The organism is Micromonospora sp. M42, from assembly GCF_000568915.1.
Lineage (GTDB): Bacteria > Actinomycetota > Actinomycetes > Mycobacteriales > Micromonosporaceae > Micromonospora > Micromonospora chalcea.
Genome location: NZ_KK037233.1, coordinates 3985893 through 4004727, shown reverse-complemented (window position 1 = coordinate 4004727; position 18835 = coordinate 3985893). Strand labels below are relative to the sequence as shown.

The 18835-nt window shown below is 72.3% G+C and carries 21 protein-coding genes; 17 read left to right on the top strand and 4 right to left on the bottom strand.

Features of this window, described 5'->3' with window-relative positions:
- Window positions 1-3: 3 nt before the first annotated feature.
- The gene (locus MCBG_RS18310) at window positions 4-2067 is read right to left on the bottom strand and encodes a HelD family protein (protein WP_043327346.1); all 2064 of its coding nucleotides are present in this window, start codon (window positions 2065-2067) and stop codon (window positions 4-6) included.
- 236 nt (window positions 2068-2303) lie between these two features.
- Here MCBG_RS18310 and MCBG_RS18305 point away from each other — a divergent pair, with 236 nt between their 5' ends.
- From MCBG_RS18305 to MCBG_RS18285, 5 genes are all read left to right on the top strand, one after another.
- Complete coding sequence (locus MCBG_RS18305; RefSeq protein WP_043330725.1) at window positions 2304-2657, top strand: type II toxin-antitoxin system RelE/ParE family toxin; 354 nt, start codon at window positions 2304-2306, stop codon at window positions 2655-2657.
- Window positions 2654-2974 carry a helix-turn-helix domain-containing protein gene (locus tag MCBG_RS18300; protein ID WP_043327344.1) on the top strand — a complete coding sequence of 107 codons (321 nt, stop codon included), beginning with the start codon at window positions 2654-2656 and terminating at the stop codon, window positions 2972-2974. The genes MCBG_RS18305 and MCBG_RS18300 overlap by 4 nt, the downstream gene beginning before the upstream one ends.
- Before the next feature lie 55 nt (window positions 2975-3029).
- Complete coding sequence (locus MCBG_RS18295; protein ID WP_043327342.1) at window positions 3030-3611, top strand: ArsR/SmtB family transcription factor; 582 nt, start codon at window positions 3030-3032, stop codon at window positions 3609-3611.
- A gap of 40 nt (window positions 3612-3651) precedes the next feature.
- Window positions 3652-4893 (top strand): MFS transporter, encoded by a 1242-nt coding sequence (locus tag MCBG_RS18290; RefSeq protein ID WP_043327341.1) that lies wholly within the window; start codon window positions 3652-3654, stop codon window positions 4891-4893.
- A 134-nt stretch (window positions 4894-5027) separates the two neighbouring features.
- A complete protein-coding gene (locus tag MCBG_RS18285) occupies window positions 5028-5879 on the top strand; it encodes a menaquinone biosynthetic enzyme MqnA/MqnD family protein (RefSeq protein WP_043327339.1) in 852 nt (283 codons plus the stop codon).
- Window positions 5880-5923: 44 nt separating this feature from the next.
- Here the strand turns inward: MCBG_RS18285 and MCBG_RS18280 are convergent, their stop codons facing one another.
- Together MCBG_RS18280 and MCBG_RS18275 are read right to left on the bottom strand one after the other, a co-directional pair.
- On the bottom strand, window positions 5924-6859 hold the full coding sequence (locus tag MCBG_RS18280) for a serine hydrolase (RefSeq protein WP_043327337.1): 936 nt from the start codon (window positions 6857-6859) through the stop codon (window positions 5924-5926).
- Window positions 6859-7839: a hypothetical protein gene (locus tag MCBG_RS18275; RefSeq protein WP_043327335.1), complete on the bottom strand. Its 981-nt coding sequence runs from the start codon at window positions 7837-7839 to the stop codon at window positions 6859-6861. The genes MCBG_RS18280 and MCBG_RS18275 overlap by 1 nt, the downstream gene beginning before the upstream one ends.
- Window positions 7840-8205: 366 nt before the next feature.
- Between MCBG_RS18275 and paaA the strand changes: the two genes are divergently transcribed.
- From paaA to paaE, 5 genes are read left to right on the top strand one after another with little or no spacing between them, the layout of a single operon-like run.
- Window positions 8206-9273 carry a 1,2-phenylacetyl-CoA epoxidase subunit PaaA gene (paaA, locus tag MCBG_RS18270; RefSeq protein WP_043327333.1) on the top strand — a complete coding sequence of 356 codons (1068 nt, stop codon included), beginning with the start codon at window positions 8206-8208 and terminating at the stop codon, window positions 9271-9273.
- The gene (gene paaB / locus MCBG_RS18265) at window positions 9270-9557 is read left to right on the top strand and encodes a 1,2-phenylacetyl-CoA epoxidase subunit PaaB (RefSeq protein ID WP_043327331.1); all 288 of its coding nucleotides are present in this window, start codon (window positions 9270-9272) and stop codon (window positions 9555-9557) included. Before paaA ends, paaB begins: the two co-directional genes overlap by 4 nt.
- Complete coding sequence (gene paaC, locus MCBG_RS18260; RefSeq protein ID WP_043327329.1) at window positions 9554-10276, top strand: 1,2-phenylacetyl-CoA epoxidase subunit PaaC; 723 nt, start codon at window positions 9554-9556, stop codon at window positions 10274-10276. The genes paaB and paaC overlap by 4 nt, the downstream gene beginning before the upstream one ends.
- A complete protein-coding gene (paaD, locus tag MCBG_RS18255) occupies window positions 10273-10749 on the top strand; it encodes a 1,2-phenylacetyl-CoA epoxidase subunit PaaD (protein WP_043327327.1) in 477 nt (158 codons plus the stop codon). The genes paaC and paaD overlap by 4 nt, the downstream gene beginning before the upstream one ends.
- Window positions 10746-11858 (top strand): 1,2-phenylacetyl-CoA epoxidase subunit PaaE, encoded by a 1113-nt coding sequence (paaE, locus tag MCBG_RS18250; protein WP_043327325.1) that lies wholly within the window; start codon window positions 10746-10748, stop codon window positions 11856-11858. Before paaD ends, paaE begins: the two co-directional genes overlap by 4 nt.
- 12 nt (window positions 11859-11870) lie before the next feature.
- Here paaE and MCBG_RS18245 read toward each other — a convergent pair whose 3' ends face one another.
- Window positions 11871-12521 carry a hypothetical protein gene (locus tag MCBG_RS18245; protein WP_223201262.1) on the bottom strand — a complete coding sequence of 217 codons (651 nt, stop codon included), beginning with the start codon at window positions 12519-12521 and terminating at the stop codon, window positions 11871-11873.
- Between the two features lie 104 nt (window positions 12522-12625).
- Between MCBG_RS18245 and MCBG_RS18240 the strand changes: the two genes are divergently transcribed.
- The 7 genes from MCBG_RS18240 (at window position 12626) to MCBG_RS18210 (ending at window position 18778) form a co-directional block, all read left to right on the top strand.
- The gene (locus MCBG_RS18240; protein WP_013283593.1) at window positions 12626-12904 is read left to right on the top strand and encodes a type II toxin-antitoxin system Phd/YefM family antitoxin; all 279 of its coding nucleotides are present in this window, start codon (window positions 12626-12628) and stop codon (window positions 12902-12904) included.
- Window positions 12901-13311 carry a type II toxin-antitoxin system VapC family toxin gene (locus tag MCBG_RS18235; protein ID WP_043327321.1) on the top strand — a complete coding sequence of 137 codons (411 nt, stop codon included), beginning with the start codon at window positions 12901-12903 and terminating at the stop codon, window positions 13309-13311. Before MCBG_RS18240 ends, MCBG_RS18235 begins: the two co-directional genes overlap by 4 nt.
- Before the next feature lie 73 nt (window positions 13312-13384).
- Window positions 13385-14575 (top strand): cyclic dehypoxanthinyl futalosine synthase, encoded by a 1191-nt coding sequence (gene mqnC, locus MCBG_RS18230; protein WP_030500766.1) that lies wholly within the window; start codon window positions 13385-13387, stop codon window positions 14573-14575.
- Between the two features lie 428 nt (window positions 14576-15003).
- The gene (locus MCBG_RS18225) at window positions 15004-16263 is read left to right on the top strand and encodes a COG1361 family protein (RefSeq protein WP_043327319.1); all 1260 of its coding nucleotides are present in this window, start codon (window positions 15004-15006) and stop codon (window positions 16261-16263) included.
- A gap of 100 nt (window positions 16264-16363) precedes the next feature.
- Window positions 16364-17074 (top strand): demethylmenaquinone methyltransferase, encoded by a 711-nt coding sequence (locus tag MCBG_RS18220; protein ID WP_043327317.1) that lies wholly within the window; start codon window positions 16364-16366, stop codon window positions 17072-17074.
- Between the two features lie 76 nt (window positions 17075-17150).
- Complete coding sequence (locus MCBG_RS18215; protein WP_030500769.1) at window positions 17151-17369, top strand: hypothetical protein; 219 nt, start codon at window positions 17151-17153, stop codon at window positions 17367-17369.
- Between the two features lie 134 nt (window positions 17370-17503).
- The gene (locus MCBG_RS18210) at window positions 17504-18778 is read left to right on the top strand and encodes a geranylgeranyl reductase family protein (RefSeq protein ID WP_043330724.1); all 1275 of its coding nucleotides are present in this window, start codon (window positions 17504-17506) and stop codon (window positions 18776-18778) included.
- Window positions 18779-18835 lie beyond the last annotated feature (57 nt).

The window sequence follows — 18835 nt, the reverse complement described above, 5'->3', positions numbered from 1 at the left end:
GGGTCAGGTGGCCAGCGGCGCGGGCAGCGGCTCGCGGTGCAGCACGGCCAGGCGGGAGACCGCCCGGGTCAGCACCACGTAGAGGCGGTGCAGCCCACGCGGCTCGGCGGCCACGATCGCGGCCGGCTCGACGACCACCACGTGGTCGTACTCCAGGCCCTTGACCAGCGTCGCCGGGACCACTGTGACGCGCGCCGCGGCCTCGACGTCGTCGGCCGTCGCGGTTGCGACGCCCGCGTCGGCGAGCGCCGCGCGCAGCCGGTCCACCGCGTCGTCCGCGGCGATCACACCGACCGAGCCGTCGTGCGCGAGCGCCGCCCGCACCTCGGCCACCGTCGCGGCCGCCAGGTCCTCGGCGGTACGCACATCCAGCGCGCCGTCGTGGCGAAGCGAGCGGGCCGGGGGTACGTCGACGGCGAGCGCCGGCAGCAGCCGGTTCGCGAACGCCACCACTGCCGCCGGCACCCGGAAGCCCACGCTCAGCGGCACCACAGCGGCGTCCGGCTTGCCCAGGTGGGCCAGGGACTCCCGCCAATCGGTCGCGGCCCACGGCGCGGTGCCCTGGGCGAGGTCGCCGAGAAGAGTGATCGAGCCGTGCTCGCTGCGCCGGGCGATGGCGCGGCACTGCATCGGGGAGAGGTCCTGCGCCTCGTCCACCACCACGTGCCCGAAGCCGGCGGGCCGTTCCAGCAGCCCGGCCACCTCGTCGATGAGCACCGCGTCGGCGGCGGTCCACCGGGTCGCCTTCGCGGTACGCGCGGTCTTGCCGGACCGGAACAACTCCTGCTCCTCGGGCGTGAGCAGGCCGTCCGCGGCGGCGGCGAGCGCGTCGGCATCGGTACGCAGCCGGTGCAGCAGCCCGTCCGGGGTGAGCGCCGGCCAGACCGCGTCGAGCAGGTCGGTGACCGGCTTGATCCGGCTCATCCGCCGCAGCCAGGCGTCGCTCGGCGACTCCGCCCGGCGCGCCTCCGCCTGGCGTTGCAGCAGCCCCACCACCCGCGCCCGGACCCGTTCCCGGCCGGTGGCGTAGGGCAGCCCTTCCTGGCGCGTCTCGGTGACCAGCCGGTGCAGCGGGTCGAGCCCGATCCGCCACCGGTACGAGCCGTCCGACACCATGATCGGCTCGGTGGGCGTACCGATGTGGGCCTCGACGGCCCGGCGCAGCACCTCGGCCATCCGGACGTCGTGCTTGAGCGCGGCGGCGGCCGGGTCGTCGACAGCGCGGACCGGGACCCGCGCGACCAGGTCCTCCACGGTGGCCTGCTCGACCTCGACCTCACCGAGCGCGGGGAGCACCGCCGCGATGTACGACAGGAACGCCCGGTTCGGCCCGACGATCAGCACTCCCGAGCGGCGCAGTCGTTCCCGGTGCAGGTAGAGCAGGTACGCGGCGCGGTGCAGCCCGACCGCCGTCTTGCCGGTGCCGGGCGCGCCCTGCACGCAGATCGAGTCGGCCAGGTCGGCCCGGACCAGTTCGTCCTGCTCCGGCTGGATGGTGGCGACGATGTCGCGCATCGGGCCGACGCGGGGGCGCTCGATCTCGGCGGTGAGGATGCGGCTGGCGGTGCCGAGTTCCTCGCCCCGGTCCAGGTGCTCGTCCTCGAAGCTGGTCAGCACGCCCGCGCTGAACCCGAACCGGCGGCGTACGGCGACGCCCTGCGGGTCACGCGCGCTGGCCCGGTAGAACGACCGGGACACCGGGGCCCGCCAGTCCAGCACCAGCGGCTCGCCCAGCTCGTCGGTGACGTGCCGCCGCCCGACGTGGTAGTCCCGCCCGGCGTGGTCCGGGTCCGTCTCCCCGAAGTCGAGGCGGCCGAAGAACAGCGGCGTGGTCGGGTCGTCGGCCAGCTCCTTGACCCGCCGGGCCATGTGCCGGCCGAGCTGCTCGGCGGTGTACGAGTCACCGGCCACCTTGTCGCCGGTGGCGAAGAGCGCCTCGGCGCGTTCCCGCATCCGTTTCAGCGCGGCTCGGGAGGCGTCGAGGTGGGCGCGCTCGGCGGCGAGTTCGGCGTCGAGGTCGGGCGTGGCGTCACGTTCGGGCGTGGTGTCAAGTTCGGTTGCGGGCACTGTGAACTCCGATGGCTCAACTGAGGCTCGCTCGCGTGTCCGGGGCGGTTGGCCTGCTCCCGGCGCGGGGACGTCCGCTGCGGTGCATGCTCACCGCGGCCGTCGGGCGGCCATCCACGCTACGGCCATCCAGCCGCCCGCACCACCGATTTTTCCTGCCGAGCGTGTCACTCGACCGACCCGGCTCTTAATAATATTCTTAAGTTCGGGGATGAGAAGTGGAGTGGGAGATTCTGATGACCGGGCAGGTCGAGGACTTCCTCGATGAGCTCTACGCTGCCGACCGTGAGTCGCACCGCCTGGTGAACCAGGCAATCCTGGTGCTGGAACGCAACGGTCCCATCGAGGGGCGCCCGCTGGTCGACAGCATCACCGCATCTCGCCTCAGTAACCTCAAGGAGCTGCGGCCTCCCTCTGCCGGGCGCACCGAGATCAGGATTCTCTTCGTCTTCGACCCGTGGCGCTCCGCGGTTCTGCTGGTCGCCGGCGACAAGTCGGGGCAGTGGACGCGCTGGTACCGGGATGCCATTCCGGAGGCGGAGCAGCTCTACGACACCTACCTCAAGGAGCGGCAGGAGGAGATTCGATGAGCGGCGTCAAGCGGTGGCGTGACACCTCGCACCTGGGCCGGGCGGTGGAGACCGCCGGTGGTGTGCAGGCATTCGAGGCCGCGATCGGTGGCATGCTCGACGAGGCCCGCGGGTGGCGTCTCGCGGAGCTGCGCAAGCGGCGCGAGATGACTCAGGAGCAGGTCGCGTTGAGGATGGGTGTGTCGGTCGCGCGAGTGTCGCAGATCGAGGCGGGCAGTGTCGCGACCCAGGACGTGCTCGCGCGGTACATCGCCGCTCTCGGCGGCACGCTCAAGCTGATCGCCGATTTCGGCGACGAGCAGCTCAAGGTCGCCTGAGTCGACGGGCTCCACCCTGCGTGTCCAGGTGTCGGCGGCGCGGGATCATTGGGGCATGACCGAGGCGCGGCCCGAGCAGCGCCGAGTGACGATCAGCGACCCGCAGGTGATGCGGGCGCTGGCTCACCCGGCCCGTATGGCGATCATGGAACATCTCGGCACGCTGGAGGGCGGTGCGACGGCCACCGAGTGCGCCGAGATCGCCGGGCTGTCGCCGAGCGCGACCAGCTACCACCTGCGTGAGCTGGCGAAGTTCGGGCTGATCCGGCAGGCGCCCGGCCGGGGGGACGCGCGGGAGCGGGTGTGGCAGGCGGTGAATCCGTCGTTCCACGTCGAGGTGGGGCCGGATGCCGAACCGGAGGCACGCGCCGCCGAGGCGGCCCTGGTCGAGGCGCACATGGTCCGCGATGCCCAGCGGGTCCGGGACTGGCTGCGCCGCGCGCCGGACGAGTCGCCGGAGTGGTACGCGGCGACCTGGTTCAGCGACAGCGTGCTGCTGGTGACCGCCGAGGAGTTGAGCGAGTTGAACCAGGCGATCCAGGCGCTGATGGAGCCGTACCGGCGGCGGCATCGGGCCGATCCACCCGCCGGGGTCCGTGCGGTGGCGGCTCAGTACCGGGCGATGCCCATCGATTGAGGGGTTGTGCGCACCAGGTGTGAAGGATTATTTTCGAAGTATGTCCTTCACACCTGGCTCCTCGTGCTGGCCGGACGTCTGGCTCGCGGCCACCGCGCGTGGCATCTCCAGTTGCGGGAACTTCCTGGTCACCAGCGCCCTCACGCTGGCGCTCCAGTCCGCCGGGGCCGGTGGGCTCGCCGTCTCCGGGCTGCTGCTCGCCGCGACGCTGCCGCTGGTCGCGCTCGCGCCGCTGACCGGTCGTCTCGCCGACCGGGTGGACAGCCGGGTGCTGCTGATCGCGACCGGGCTCGGTCAGGGGGCGACCTGCCTGGCGCTCGCCTACGCACCGGGTCCGGCGCTGGTGATCGCGCTGGTGGCGCTGCTGGCCACCGGCCTCGCGGTCTCCCAGCCGGTGATCTCCGCGCTGGTGCCGGTGATGGTGCGGCCGGAGGACCTGCCCCGGGCCGGCGCGCTCAACCAGACCGCCGGTACACTCGGCGCGCTCGCCGGACCGGCGTTGGCCGGGCTCCTGGTCGGCCAGTTCGGCACCCGGGTACCGCTGCTCCTCGGCGCGCTCAGCTATCTCTCCCTGGTGGCGGCCGGGCTGCTCGTCCGTACCCGAAGGGGTGGCCGCCGGGTGACCGTCGGCGCCGCCGCGGCGGTCGCGCCCCCGTGGCGGTTCCGGCGCGACCCGCTGCTGACGGTGATGGTCGGCAGCGTGGCCGCGGTGATCGGCGCGGTCGGGGCGGTGAACGTGATCGAGGTCTTCTTCATCCGGGAGACGCTCGGCAGCAGCGCCACCGTGTACGGGCTGGTCACCGGCTCGTGGACGCTCGGCATCGTGCTCGGCGCGTGGCTGTTCGCCCGGGTCGCCCGCCGGCTCGCCGACGACGGCGCGCTGCTCGGCGCCGGGCTGGTGCTGCTCGGCGGATGCTGCCTGGCGGTGCTCGTGTCGGCGGCGGTGCCCTCGGCGTGGCTGCTCGTGCCGATCTGGTTGCTGGGCGGGGTCGGTAACGGCGGCGACAACGTCTTCAACAACCTCCTGCTGGCCCGGCGGGTGCCGGAGGCGGCCCGGGGCCGGGCGTTCGCGGTCTTCGGCGCGGCGGCACAGGGCGCCGCGATGGGCGGCTACCTGGTCGGGGGCCTGCTGCTGGAGGTGGCCGGCCCGCGCACGCTGATCGCCGGCTGCGGCGTGGCCGGCCTGCTGGTGGTGGCGGCGCTGGCCGGGCCGGTCCGCCGGGCGGTACGCGCCGAGCGCGCCGTCGTCCCCGCCGCAGCCGTGGCGGCGGAGCCGGTCTGACCGCTGGTTAAGAAGGGCCCCTTCCTATACCGGAGGCGTTAATAGGGGGCCCTTCCTTACCGCCGGGTGCGGGGTTCACCACTCCATCGGATCCCCCGGCGGCGGGGGAGAGGCCGCGGCGATACGGTCGGGTCATGGCCGATCGCATCGCCCGCCCCCGGGTGGGGCACATCCAGTTCCTCAACTGCCTGCCCATCTACTGGGGGCTGATGCGGTCCGGCGCGCTCATCGACGTCGACCTGCACAAGGACTCGCCGGACCGGCTCAGCGCCGACCTGGTCGCCGGTGACCTCGACATCGGCCCGATCACGCTCGTGGAGTTCCTCAAGCACGCCGACGACCTGCTGCTCCTGCCCGACCTGGCGGTCGGCAGCGACGGGCCGGTGCTCTCGGTGAACATTGTGTCCACTCGCCCGCTGGGTGAGCTGGACGGCGCCCGGGTCGCGCTCGGCTCGACGTCGCGTACCGGGGTGCTGCTGGCCCAGCTGCTGCTCGCCGAGCGGCACGGGGTGCGGCCGGAGTACTTCCGCTGCCCGCCGGACCTGACCCAGATGCTGCTGGAGGCCGACGCCGGGGTGCTGATCGGCGACGTGGCGCTGCGCGCGCTGTACGAGGCGCCCGCCAAGGGCCTCGAGGTGACCGACCTGGGTCAGGCGTGGCACGACTGGACCGGGCTGCCGATGGTCTTCGCCGTCTGGGCGGTACGCCGTGACTTCGCCGCCGCCCACCCCGGCCTGGTCAAGGAGGTGCACGAGGCGTTCCTGCGCTCGCGTGACCTGTGCCTGGCCGAGCTGGACCAGGTGGCGGAGGCGGCGGCCCGCTGGGAGACGTTCGACGCGGACACGCTCGCCACGTACTTCCGGGCGCTGGACTTCTCGCTCGGTGAGCGGCAGGTGGCCGGGCTGCGCGAGTTCGCCCGCCGGGCGGCCGCGTACGGGGAGGTGCCGGCGCTGCCGGCCGACGGTCCGGAGTTCTTCCAGGGCTGAGCGTGCGGCCCGGCTGCCGACCCCGCGGTGGGCGGCCGGGCGGATCAGGTCGCCGGTCGCAGCAGCGCCTTGGTGATCCGTTCGCAGGCGTCCATGCCGTACTCCCAGCCGCCCTCGACACCGAACGGGCTGCGGACCATCACGCCCATCGTCCACGTGTCGCCGATGGCGAGGCAGTTGACGTGGTACTCCTTTTCCTTGTCCCGGTCGATCCACCCGTTCTTGATGGCGATCTTCTTCTGCTGGGCGGCCGGGAACGCCTTGCGGATGCCGAAGTCACCGGGGGCGCGTACCTGGCGCATCTCGTTGAGCAGCCACTTGGTCCACTTCGGCCCCGCCGCGCGGCCGTCGTCGATGCAGAGCCCGAGCCGGGCGGTGTCCCGGGGGGACAGCTCGGTGCGGCTCCAGCCGCCGTCGTCGGCGACCGCGCTGTCGGTGAGCTTGCAGATCGAGATGAGCCGCTCGATCGAGTCGGAACCGCCCACGCTCTCGTAGAACTCCTGGGCGCGGGTGTTGTCGCTGTCGCGAATGATCTTCGTGGCGTCGGCCAGCTTCGCCTCGCTCGGCGTCCTGCCGTCCTCGGCGCGCAGGCGCAGGTAGTCGGCCACCACCCAGGACTTGATCAGCGAAGCGGTCGTGCTGGTCTCGTCCATGTTCGCCGAACCGATGATCTTTCCGGTGCGCTTGTCCAGCACGGACCAGGCGTACCAGCCCTTGATCTTCAGGCTGTCCAGGTTCTTCTCCTGGAACGGCAGCGGGGTGAGCGCCGGTGAGGGGGCGACGCGCGGCGCGTTGCGGTCGACCGGTTGCCGGGCGGACCGCTCGTTGGTCGGCTCGGGGTGCGAGCTTGCGGTGGCCTCCAGCGGCGAGCCGGGGATCACCCGCAGGGAGAGGCCGAGCAGTCCGAGGAGAACCACTGCCAGGGCGCTGAACGCCAGCGGGCGGCGATGGCTGCCGGGTCGACGCCGGGCGCCGGCCATCAGAGCTTCCCGGCCGGCTGTTGCGGCACCTTGAGCGCGGCGCCGGGCTGCGGCGTCACGAGCTGGGTGGCGACGCTGGCGCACATCTTCGCGCCGTACGACAGGCCGGCCCTGGCCGGGTAGCGCATCATGACCGAGAGACTCCACTTGTCGGTGAACGCCAAGCAGCTGACGTGCCAGTTGCCGTCGTAGGCGAGCCGCGTCCAGCCGTTCTTCATGTGCACCGGGCCCTGCGCCTTGATCGTCGCGGGCAGGCCGTCGATGATGCCCCACCGGCCGCCGCCGGAGCGCTCCTCCTGCTGCTTGACGCTGCCGGCCACCTTGGTCATTTCGCTGAGCAGCCACTTCGTCCACTTGGGCCCGGCGGCGCGGCCGTCGGCGATGCAGTCGCCGAGGCGAACGGCGTCCCGGGGGGACATCTCGGTGAAGCTCCACCAGCCTTCGTAGTCGGGCACGTCGCCGGGCCTGGTGTCGGTCAGGCCGCAGATCCGGATCGCGCGCGCGATGACCGGGTCCGGCTTGCCGCCCGGCTGCGGGCGGTAGGAGCCGCCGGCCGCCCGGTAGACCCGGTTGGCGCCGTCGTCGTCGCTGTCCCGGATCGCCAGGATCGCCGCCTTCTTCAGGTCGTCGCTCGGCTCCTTCTCGCCGAGCTGGCGCAGGTAGTCCGCGACGATCCAGGCCTTGAGCATCGACTCGGTGGAGCTGGTCTGGTTCATGTTCTTCGCGCCGGTGACGGTGCCCGTCTCGCGGTCCATCAGTGCCCAGGAGAAGAACTCGCCCTCGAACTTCACCGAGACCGGCGCGTCGGCGAGCGTCGGCGGTGCGGGGGCGGTCGGGCTCGGCGCCGGGACCTGTCCACCGCCGCCGATGCCGCCCTCGCCGCTGCCGCCGGCGAACTTGGCGTACGCGGCGGGCACCAGCATGACGCCACCGACGAGGACCGCCACGATGGCGAGCACCATGGTCACGCGAGGTCGCATGAGTGGTGAACTCCAGATGTATGGCCGGGGGGACCGGCGCTTCCGCAGGTTTCGCTCCGGTCGCCACAAGGCCGGGGGACGTTGGCCTGAACGGTGACGATCTTGGAGCCGAACGGCTTGCCGGGGGAAGTCTACTTCCGGACTGTCGATATGCCAGGTCTCGACACCCGCCGACTTGGTGGGAAGGGCGGGTTATTGACGTGCTTTGCCAGCCTTGGGAGGTTTCACCTTCATCGAGTGATCGACATCACAGTCACTCTCCGATTGCTGGCGATGACGGCAGGCGCTTGTCCGGTCGTGGAAGGCGGCTCGCGAATGCTGTTACACCCTCTGGTGTCAATCGTGCCGAGCTGTAACACTAGCTACATGTATGGCAATGACTTCGCTCCGCCGGAGGACGCTCCGGGCGGCGGCCTGCTCGGCGAAGTGGAGGCCGCGGAGGCGGCGCTGCGCGAAGCGGCGGCGCGTGCGCGGCGCGGCGGTCCGGCGCCGGGCGAGGACGTCGAGGCGTACTTCGCCGACGTCATCGACGCGGACCAGAAGATCGAGCCCCGCGACTGGATGCCCGAGGCGTACCGCAGGACGCTGATCCGGCAGATCGCGCAGCACGCGCACTCCGAGATCATCGGCATGCAGCCGGAGGGCAACTGGATCAGCCGGGCGCCGTCGCTCAAGCGCAAGGCGATCCTGCTGGCGAAGGTGCAGGACGAGGCCGGCCACGGCCTCTACCTCTACGCGGCGGCCGAGACGCTCGGGATCAGCCGCGACGAGCTGGTGGACCTGCTGCTCGACGGGCGGCAGAAGTACAGCTCGATCTTCAACTACCCGACGCTGACCTGGGCCGACGTCGGCGCGATCGGCTGGCTCGTGGACGGCGCGGCGATCGTCAACCAGGTGCCGCTGTGCCGCTGCTCCTACGGCCCGTACGCCCGGGCGATGATCCGGGTCTGCAAGGAGGAGTCGTTCCACCAGCGGCAGGGCTACGAGATCCTGCACACGCTGGCGCACGGCACCGAGGCGCAGAAGGCGATGGCGCAGGACGCGGTGGACCGCTGGTGGTACCCGTCACTTGCCATGTTCGGCCCGCCGGACGGCGACTCGACGCACAGCGCCCAGTCGATGGCCTGGAAGATCAAGCGCTTCTCCAACGACGAGCTGCGCCAGCGCTTCGTCGACATGTGCGTCGGCCAGGCGGAGGTGCTCGGCCTCACCCTGCCCGACCCGGACCTGCGCTGGAACGACGAGCGCCAGGCGTACGACTACACCCAGCCCGACTACGACGAGCTGATGCGGGTCATCAAGGGCAACGGGCCGTGCAACAGGGAGCGCATGGCGCACCGGCGCAAGGCGCACGCCGACGGCGCGTGGGTACGGGAGGCCGCCGCGGCGTACGCCGCGAAGCGGTCAGATCGAAAGGAGCCGGTGGCGGCATGAGCAGCTCGTCCTCTCCCCTCTGGGAGGTCTTCGTGCGGGCCCGCCGTGGCCTGTCGCACACCCACGTCGGCAGCCTGCACGCCCCCGACGCCGAGCTGGCCCTGCGCAACGCCCGGGACCTCTACACCCGCCGCCAGGAGGGCGTATCCATCTGGGTGGTGCCGGCGAGCGCGATCACCGCGTCCAGCCCGGACGAGAAGGACTCGTTCTTCGACCCGGCCGCCGACAAGGTCTACCGGCACCCCACCTTCTACGAGGTCCCCGAAGGGGCGGCGAACCTATGAGCCGGTTCGACTTCACGCTCGCCATCGGCGACGACGCGCTCATCGCGGCGCAGCGCCTCGGCGAGTGGACCTCCCGCGCGCCGGAGATGGAAGAGGACATCGCGCTCGCGAACATCGCCCTCGACCAGCTCGGCGCGGCGCGGCTGCTGCTCACGTACGCGGGCGAGCTGGAGGGCGCGGGCCGCGACGAGGACGACCTGGCCTTCTTGCGCGACGACCGCGAGTTCCGCAACTGCCTGCTGGTCGAGCTGCCGAACGGCGACTTCGGCGTGACCATGGCGAAGCTGTTCTTCCTGGCCGCGTACCAGGTGCCGCTCTACACGGCGCTGGCCGGCTGCGCGGACGAACGGCTCGCGGCGGTCGGCGCGAAGGCGCGCAAGGAGTCGGCGTACCACCTGGACCACGCGGCGCTGTGGGTGAAGCGGCTCGGCGACGGCACGGAGGAGTCGCACCGGCGCATGCAGGACGCGGTCGACGAGGTGTGGCCGTACGTCCACGAGCTGTTCAACCCGGATCCGGCGGCGCCGGTCGACCCGTCCACCCTTCGGGCCGACTTCGACGCCACCGTGTCCGCCGTGCTGGACGAGGCGACGCTCACCCGCCCGGAGACGGGCTGGACGCCCGGTGGTGGCCGGGACGGCCTGCACACCGAGCACCTCTCGTACCTGCTCGCCGAGATGCAGGTGCTGCACCGCGCCCACCCCGGAGCGAGCTGGTGACAAGCGCGAGGGACGCCGCGGCGGCGGTGGTGGACCCGGAGATCCGGGTCATCACCATCGACGAGCTGGGCATCCTGCGCGCCGTCGACGAGGAGCCCGGCACCGGCCGGGTCGTCGTCACGATCACCCCCACCTACACCGGCTGCCCGGCCATGGACGTGATCCGGGCGGACATCCGCCGGGCGCTGGCCGCCGCCGGGCATCCGGACGCCGAGGTCCGCACGGTCTACCACCCGGCGTGGAGCACCGACTGGATCTCCGACGCCGGGCGGGCCAAGCTCGCCGCCGCCGGCATCGCCCCGCCCGCGCCGCGCGGCGACGACACCGTGGTGCCGCTGACGCTGGCCGTACGCTGCCCGCGCTGCGGGTCGCCGGAGACCACCCAGATCAGCCGCTTCGGCTCGACCGCGTGCAAGGCGCTGTGGCGCTGCCGCTCCTGTTCCGAACCCTTCGACCACCTGAAGGCGCTGTGACTGTCACCATCACGCGGCCGGTTCGCCGCCGGCCGGTCTTCCACCCGCTGCCCGTGGCCGCCGTGGACCGGCTCACCGACGACTCGGTGTCGATCACGTTCGCGGTGCCGGAGGAGCTGCGCGAGACGTTCGCGTTCTCCGCCGGGCAGCACCTCACCGTCCGCCGCCCGGCCGACGCCGACGGCGGGGAGGTGCGGCGGTCGTACTCGATCTGCTCCACCCCCGACGAGCTGGCCCGGCACGGCCGGTTGCGGGTCGGGGTGCGTGAGGTGCCGGGCGGGGCGTTCTCCGCGTACGCCTGCGGCGCGCTGCGTGGCGGCGACACCGTCGAGGTGCTGCCGCCGCTGGGCCACTTCACCTCCGCGTTCACCCCGGACCGGGTCCGCCGGTACGGCGCGGTGGTCGCCGGTTCCGGCATCACCCCGGTCCTCGGCCTGGCCGCGACCGCGCTGGCGACCGAGCCGCGCAGCACGTTCACGCTGGTGTACGGCAACCGCACGGCGAACTCGGTGATGTTCGCCGAGGAGCTGGCGGACCTGAAGGACCGCTATCCGACCCGGCTGCACCTGGTGCACGTGCTGTCCCGGGAGATGGGCGAGTCGGCGCTGCTGTCGGGGCGGATCGACGCCGACCGGCTGACCCGGCTGCTCGACACCGTCGTACCGGGGGACGAGATCGAGGAGTGGTTCCTCTGCGGCCCGTACGGGATGGTGGTGGACGCCAAGGCGGTGCTGGCCGGTCGCGGCGTGCCGGACGCGGCGGTGCACACCGAGCTGTTCCACGTCGACGCCCCGCCGGAGCCGGTCCGGCGTGAGGCCGAGCGGCCCGGCGCGGGCACCGACGTGACGATCGTGCTGGACGGGCGCTCGTCCAGTTTCACGATGGGCCGGGACGAGCGGGTGCTGGACGCGGCACTGCGGGTGCGCGGCGAGCTGCCGTACGCCTGCAAGGGCGGGGTGTGCTCGACCTGCCGGGCCAAGGTGACGTCCGGCGAGGTGACGATGGCGCGCAACTACGCGCTGGAGCCGGACGAGGTGGCCGCCGGTTACGTACTGACCTGTCAGTCGAGTCCCGTAACCGACGAGCTGACCGTCGACTACGACGCCTAGCGGCGCCGCCGCTCAGATCACCACGGGCGGTGCCGTGGCGGCGCGGCCACGGGCCCGGCTGACGTGGCCGCGCCACCCGCCGACGAGCGCGAACAGGGTCCATCCCGCCGCGCCGAACACGAGCATGCCCCGCTTTCCGTCCGGGTCCACGTCCCGCGCGTCGGTCAGTTCCACCTCACCACGCGGGTCGACGACCACTGTCAGCCGCTGGCCCACCCGGTAGCCGGGGGAACTGCCCCGGTAGACCAGCGGCTCGTCCAGCCGGCCGGCGTCGCCCTGGAGGGCGAACTCGTGCCGCTTGCCGGCCGTCTGCACGTCGGTGATGGTCACCTGCTGGGCGACGCCGCGCTCCCGGAGCACCGACTCGGGGGCGAGCTGGACGGCGCCCACCAGCACGAACAGGGCCGGCAGCACCGACAGGAGGGTCAGCCACCAGCCCCGGTGCAGCAGGCGCAGGCCGACCGCGAAGGCGAGGCAGCCGACCAGGCCGACGGAGATCGGCACCGCGATCGGGAGTCCCACGGTGAGGTGGCCGACCGCCGCGGTCACGACGATCACGGCGAGGCCGAAGCCGACGAGCACGGCGGTCATCGTGAGGGACCAGAGGGCGGAGCGGGCGCCGGCCACGCGTACGGGGGTGGGCGGGGGCGATACGACTGACACGCCGAGAGCGTAGACGGGCGACGCCAGCGCTCCGCTTCCCGCGGTGGCGCTTCGGGTCGACCACCATCCGTGACGGGTAGAACGTTACGTTCTACACTTGCCTGATGGAGCAGATCGCCGTCCGGGAGCTGAACCAGCACACCAGCCGGGTGCTGGCGCGGGTGCGCGCCGGTGAGACGGTCGAGGTGACCGATCGGGGTGAGCCGATCGCCCGCCTGGTCCCGGTGCTGGCCGGCGACGCGCTTCTCGGCCGGTTGGTGGCCGAGGGCCGGGCCACGGCCCCGACCACGACCGGCCCGGTCCCGATGCCGCCGGTGCTCGGGGATCCCACGGTGGACGCCGCGGCCGCGCTGGTCGAGGCACGCGACGAGGAGCGTTGGTGATCTACCTCGACTCGGCGGCGGTCATCAAGATGCTGCGGCGGGAGGCGGAGACGCCGGATCTGCTCGGCTGGCTGAACGAGCGCGCCGGCACCGCGCTGGTGTCGTCGGCTCTCGTCGAGGTGGAGGTGCCGCGGGCGTTGCGTCGTGCCGCTCCACAGGCGCTGGTGGGTGTCCCCTCGGTGCTGGGACGTCTCTACCGGGTCGAGATCGACGCCACGGTCCGTGCGACGGCGGGCGCGTACCCGGAGCCGATGCTGCGCAGCCTGGACGCCGTCCACCTCGCCACCGCCGAGGTCCTGGCCCGGCAGGCGGCGGCCGAGTTCGTCGCGTTCGTCACGTACGACAAGCGGCTGCTGGAGGCGGCCAGGGCGATCGGGCTGCCGGTGGCCAGTCCGGGGATGCCCTGACCGGGTGGGTCTCTCGTCACCGGGTGAGGAGTGGCGTTTCCCGCCGTCGGGCCCGCGACGTACGCTCGGGAGTGTGACGGCGAACCGGGAGATCGACGACATCCTGCAACGCGGCGCGGACGGCGGGCGCATCACGCCCGAGGAGGCGCTGCTGCTCTACACCGACGCGCCCTTCCACGCGCTGGGCGAGGCGGCCGACGCGGTACGGCGGCGCCGCTACCCGGACAACATCGTCACGTACCTGATCGACCGCAACATCAACTACACGAACGTCTGCGTGACGGCGTGCAAGTTCTGCGCGTTCTACCGGGCCCCCAAGCACAAGGAGGGCTGGACCCACCCGACCGAGGAGATCCTGCGCCGCTGCGGCGAGGCGGTCGAGTTGGGCGCCACCCAGGTCATGCTCCAGGGCGGCCACCACCCGGACTACGGCGTGGAGTACTACGAGGAGCTGTTCTCCTCGGTCAAGAAGGCGTACCCGCAGCTCGCGATCCACTCGATCGGCCCGAGCGAGATCCTGCACATGGCGAAGGTCTCCGGCGTGAGCCTGGACGAGGCCATCGCCCGGATCAAGGCCGCCGGCCTGGACTCGATCGCCGGCGCCGGCGCCGAGATGCTGCCGGACCGGCCGCGCAAGGCGATCGCGCCGCTGAAGGAGTCCGGCGCCCGCTGGCTGGAGGTCATGGAGCTGGCCCACCGGCAGGGCCTGGAGTCGACCGCCACCATGATGATGGGCACCGGCGAGACCAACGCCGAGCGCATCGAGCACCTGCGGATGATCCGCGACGTGCAGGACCGCACCGGCGGCTTCCGGGCCTTCATCCCGTGGACGTACCAGCCGGAGAACAACCACCTGAAGGGCCGCACCCAGGCGACCACGCTGGAATACCTGCGGCTGGTCGCGGTGGCCCGGCTGTTCTTCGAGACGGTGCCGCACCTGCAGGCGTCCTGGCTGACCACCGGTAAGGACGTCGGGCAGCTCGCGCTGCACATGGGCGTGGACGACCTCGGCTCGATCATGTTGGAGGAGAACGTCATCTCCTCCGCCGGGGCCCGGCACCGCTCCAACCTGCACGAGCTGATCGGCATGATCCGGTCGGCCGACCGGATCCCCGCCCAGCGGGACACGCTCTACAACCGGCTCGCGGTGCACCACACGCCCGCCGACGACCCGAGCGACGACCGCGTGGTCTCGCACTTCTCGTCGATCGCTCTGCCCGGCGGCGGGGCCGGGAAGTCGCTGCCGCTGGTCGAGGTCAACTGACCTCGTTCCCCCGTTCGGCCGGTCGGCTCCCGTCGTGCGGCCGGAGCTCCGCCCGTTTCCGGTGAAGCTTCCGCCAGGGGTCTTCACCTGCGTGATCACCGGCGGCTAGCCTGCCCGCGCGACACCACCGATCCGGGCCGCGAGCAGGCAGGTAACAGGTCGGCGGCGACCCGGGTGAGCACCGCCCGGCAAGCCGGCGACGCCATTACGCTGGCGGCGTCCGTCGGGGACCGTCGTCCTCCATCGGCCCATGAGGGCCGTTCACATAACGCACCGCGGCAGGGGCGGGATGGGTGACCATCCCGCCCCTGCCGTCTGTCGAATCGATGGGAATTCCCACCGTACGACGCTGGCGCGGCGATGCGTCGCTCCGGTACCGTCCCTTCGTTCCGTGCGTTGATCGGCACGTCCCTACCCCCGGGGGAACCATGACCTTCCGCTACCGGTCCACGCTGGCGCGCGCCGGCGTGGTGGCCCTGCTCTCCACCGCCGGCCTCGGCGCGGTCGCCGGCCCGGCGTACGCCGTCGACAAGGCCGACCTCCAGCTCATCCCGCTCAGCTACCAGCTCGCCAAGGGCGTCAGCGAAGCCAAGGCCAAGCCGTTCAAGTTCCAGGTGAACAACGCCGCCGGGACCGTCGACGCGAAGGGCGTCCGGGTCACCGTCGAGACGAAGGACCTCAAGCCCGGCAAGGTCGGCGTGCTGGCGCCGAAGGGCTGCGACATCCGCGGCACCGCCTTCTCCTGCCTGCTGGGCGACGTGCCCGCCGGGACCACCGAGGACTTCGGCATCCCGCTGTTCTCCACCGGCGGCAAGGGCGGGGCGGGCACGCTGACGGTGTCGATCAGCGCGGCCAACGGCGCCGGCGTGCTGGACACGGTCGAGCACGACATCACCGTCACCGACCCCGGCTACGACCTCACCACCTGGGTCCAGGACGTGTACGCCGACGTGGTCGTCGACGGCGACGACGCCGGTGAGGCGAACCTGCGCCCGGTCCGGCCGGGCCAGACCGCGCCGCTGGACTGGGCCGTGTTCAACGACGGAAGCGAGAACGCCACGGGCGTCGCGTACGGCATCACGCTGCCGGTTGGTGTCACCTTCGCCGAGCTGCCCGAGGGCTGCGTCGAGCAGAACCTGGGCGGCTTCGCCAACGCGTACTGCGAGGACCTGGGCGCGGTGCTGAAGCCCGGCCAGTACTACACCGCCGACGTGCGGGTGAAGGTCGGCGCGGACGTGACCGAGAAGCTGCTCCGGCCGGGCTTCGTCTGGGCCGCCGGGCTGGAGGCGGCCTCCGGCACGCCGGAGGAGCAGCCGAAGGCCGCCACCTCGGCGCAGCGTCGCGCGTTCTCCGAGGCCGACGACGGCGACAACACGGCCCAGTTCGACGTCTTCGTCGACCAGAGCCCGCAGTCGACCCCGAGCCCGACGCCGAGCGCTGAGCCGACCTCGACGCCGACCGCCGAGCCGACCCCGACCGGCAGCGTGACCGCGGTGCCGACGCCGACCTCCGGTGGTGGCGCGGGTGGCGGCACCGGCGGCGGTGGCCTGCCGGTGACCGGTATGCAGGTCGGCCTGATCGGCGGGATCGGCGCTGCGGTGGTCGCCGCCGGTGTGGCGCTGATGATGCTGTCCCGGCGCCGCAAGGTGGTGCTCGTCACGCCGGGCGAGGAGCGCACCGAGGACTGACACCGTCACCGTGGACACGGCGAGGGCGGGGTGGGCGACCACCCCGCCCTCTCGCGTACCCGGGGCGGGGCGGAAGGGGCGCGGCTGGCAGAGTGGAGGGGTGAGCCGTACCCCGCAGGGCCAGCGCGCCAGCCTGGACAAGCAGCCGCACGAGGTAGCCGCGATGTTCGACGGTGTCGCGGCCCGCTACGACCTGACCAACACCGTGCTCTCCTTCGGGCAGGACCGGTCCTGGCGGCGGGCCACCCGGGCGGCGCTCGGGTTGGCGCCGGGCGAGCGGGTGCTCGACGTGGGCGCCGGCACCGGTGTCTCGACCGAGGAGCTGGCCCATTCCGGGGCGTACGCGGTCGGCGCCGACCTGTCGCTGGGCATGCTGTACGCGGGCAAGCGCACCCGCCCGTCGGTGCCGCTGCTGGCCGGGGACGCGCTCCGGCTGCCGTTCGCCGACGCCAGCTTCGACGCGGTGACCATCTCCTTCGCGTTGCGCAACGTCAACGACACCGACGCGGCGCTGCGCGAGCTGGCCCGGGTGACCCGGCCGGGCGGGCGGCTGGTGGTCTGCGAGTTCAGCACCCCGGTCAACCCGGCGTTCCGCACCGTCTACCTGTCGTACCTGATGCAGTCGTTGCCGGCCGTGGCGCGCGCGGTGTCCAGCAACCCCGACGCCTACGTCTATCTGGCGGAGTCGATCCGGGCCTGGCCGGACCAGCCGGCGCTGGCCGCGCGGATCGGCGCGGCCGGCTGGGGCCGGGTGGCGTGGCGCAACCTGACCGGGGGCGTGGTGGCCCTGCACCGGGCCGTCCGAAACTGACCGGCCGACCAGGCGTTAGCCGGTCATTTCGTGAATATCCGGTTCTGGTCTACTTTGTCCCCGTAGGCTCGCCTGCATGACGGGACCAGACCAGGCCGCCACCGACGACGACGCCGCCGAGCTGATCGCCCAGCTCCGCGAGTTGGCCGGCGCGGATCCCGCTGATGTCCGGCAGGTCGTCGCCGAGGTGCTGGCGGCGCTCGACCGTGCGGCAGGTGGCGCGTTGCGTGACCACCTGCCCGAGGCGATCCGGCTCGACGCCGGGCTCGGACCGGCCGCGCCGGCTCGCCCCTGACCGGTTTCGGCCCGCCTACCGGCCCGTTTCCGCGAAGTTAGGCCCCCCTCAACGCGTCCTGGTGTAACAGCGGTCATAGACTCCATCCGGATGGGCTTGTGAAGCATTTCACGAGCATGCGGGAGGAGGCGCGGATGACCGCGGTGGAGAACGACGCCGACGTCATCGTCGTGGGCGCCGGTCCCGGAGGATCGGCCACGGCGTACCACCTGGCGCGGCACGGCGTACGCGTGCTGCTGCTGGAGAAGACGGAGTTTCCCCGGGAGAAGGTCTGCGGCGACGGGCTCACGCCCCGGGCCGTGCGCCAGCTCATCCGGATGGGCGTGGACACCTCGCCCGAGGCCGGCTGGCTGCACAACAAGGGCCTGCGGGTGATCGGCGGCGGGGTGCGCCTGGAGCTGGACTGGCCCGACCTGGCGAGCTTCCCCAACTACGGCCTCGTGCGGACCCGGCTCGACTTCGACGACCTGCTCGCGCAGCGGGCCGTCGCCGCCGGGGCGAAGCTGCGCACCAGCGTCAACGTCCTCGGCCCGGTGCTCGGTGCCGACGACCGGGTGATCGGCGTGCAGGCCGAGGTCGGCCCGGACAAGGAGCCCGCCACCTTCCACGCGCCGCTCGTGGTCGCCGCCGACGGCGTCTCCGGCCGCTTCCCGCTCGCCCTCGGGCTGGCCAAGCGGGAGGACCGCCCGATCGGCGTGGCGGTCCGCCGCTACTACCGCTCGCCCGCCAAGCACGACGACGACTACCTGGAGTCGTGGCTGGAGCTGCGGGCCAAGGGCAGCGACGCGCTGCTGCCCGGCTACGGCTGGATCTTCGGCCTCGGCGACGGCCGGGTGAACGTCGGCCTCGGCGTGCTGAACTCGTCCTCGGCGTTCGGCAAGACGAACTACCGCAAGCTGCTCACCGACTGGCTCGCGAACACCCCCGAGGAGTGGGGGATGACCGACGAGTCCAACGCGGAGGGTCCCACCCTCGGGGCCGCGCTGCCGATGGGCTTCAACCGGGTCCCGCACTACACCCGCGGGGTCCTGCTGGTCGGCGACTCCGGCGGCATGGTCAACCCGTTCAACGGCGAGGGCATCGCGTACGCGATGGAGTCCGGCGAGATGGCCGCGGAGGTCATGGTGCAGGCGCTGGCCCGCCCGGCCGGCGCGGAACGGGAGCGGGCGCTGATGGCGTACCCGCAGGAGCTGAAGGCCCGCTTCGGCGGCTACTACCGGCTCGGCGGCGTGTTCGTGAAGCTCATCGGCCGCCCCGAGATCATGCGGATGGCGACCAAGCACGGCATGCCGCACCCGATGCTCATGCGCTTCGTGCTCAAGCTGCTGGCCAACCTGACCGACCCGCGCGGCGGGGACGCGATGGACCGGGTCATCAACGCGATGACGAAGGTGGCCCCGGCCGTGTAGAAGACGACCGACCACGAGCCGGACAGAGATCGACCCCCCGACGACCGAGGTCTCAGG

Bases quoted from the DNA above. Each gene is read 5' to 3' on its own strand.
- MCBG_RS18305 (WP_043330725.1), top strand. From the start codon at position 2,304: ATGACCGGGCAGGTCGAGGACTTCCTCGATGAGCTCTACGCTGCCGAC.
- MCBG_RS18300 (WP_043327344.1), top strand. From the start codon at position 2,654: ATGAGCGGCGTCAAGCGGTGGCGTGACACCTCGCACCTGGGCCGGGCG.
- MCBG_RS18295 (WP_043327342.1), top strand. From the start codon at position 3,030: ATGACCGAGGCGCGGCCCGAGCAGCGCCGAGTGACGATCAGCGACCCG.
- MCBG_RS18290 (WP_043327341.1), top strand. From the start codon at position 3,652: ATGTCCTTCACACCTGGCTCCTCGTGCTGGCCGGACGTCTGGCTCGCG.
- MCBG_RS18285 (WP_043327339.1), top strand. From the start codon at position 5,028: ATGGCCGATCGCATCGCCCGCCCCCGGGTGGGGCACATCCAGTTCCTC.
- MCBG_RS18280 (WP_043327337.1), bottom strand. From the start codon at position 6,859: ATGGCCGGCGCCCGGCGTCGACCCGGCAGCCATCGCCGCCCGCTGGCG.
- MCBG_RS18275 (WP_043327335.1), bottom strand. From the start codon at position 7,839: ATGCGACCTCGCGTGACCATGGTGCTCGCCATCGTGGCGGTCCTCGTC.
- paaA (WP_043327333.1), top strand. From the start codon at position 8,206: ATGTATGGCAATGACTTCGCTCCGCCGGAGGACGCTCCGGGCGGCGGC.
- paaB (WP_043327331.1), top strand. From the start codon at position 9,270: ATGAGCAGCTCGTCCTCTCCCCTCTGGGAGGTCTTCGTGCGGGCCCGC.
- paaC (WP_043327329.1), top strand. From the start codon at position 9,554: ATGAGCCGGTTCGACTTCACGCTCGCCATCGGCGACGACGCGCTCATC.
- MCBG_RS18240 (WP_013283593.1), top strand. From the start codon at position 12,626: ATGGAGCAGATCGCCGTCCGGGAGCTGAACCAGCACACCAGCCGGGTG.
- MCBG_RS18225 (WP_043327319.1), top strand. From the start codon at position 15,004: ATGACCTTCCGCTACCGGTCCACGCTGGCGCGCGCCGGCGTGGTGGCC.
- MCBG_RS18215 (WP_030500769.1), top strand. From the start codon at position 17,151: ATGACGGGACCAGACCAGGCCGCCACCGACGACGACGCCGCCGAGCTG.
- MCBG_RS18210 (WP_043330724.1), top strand. From the start codon at position 17,504: ATGACCGCGGTGGAGAACGACGCCGACGTCATCGTCGTGGGCGCCGGT.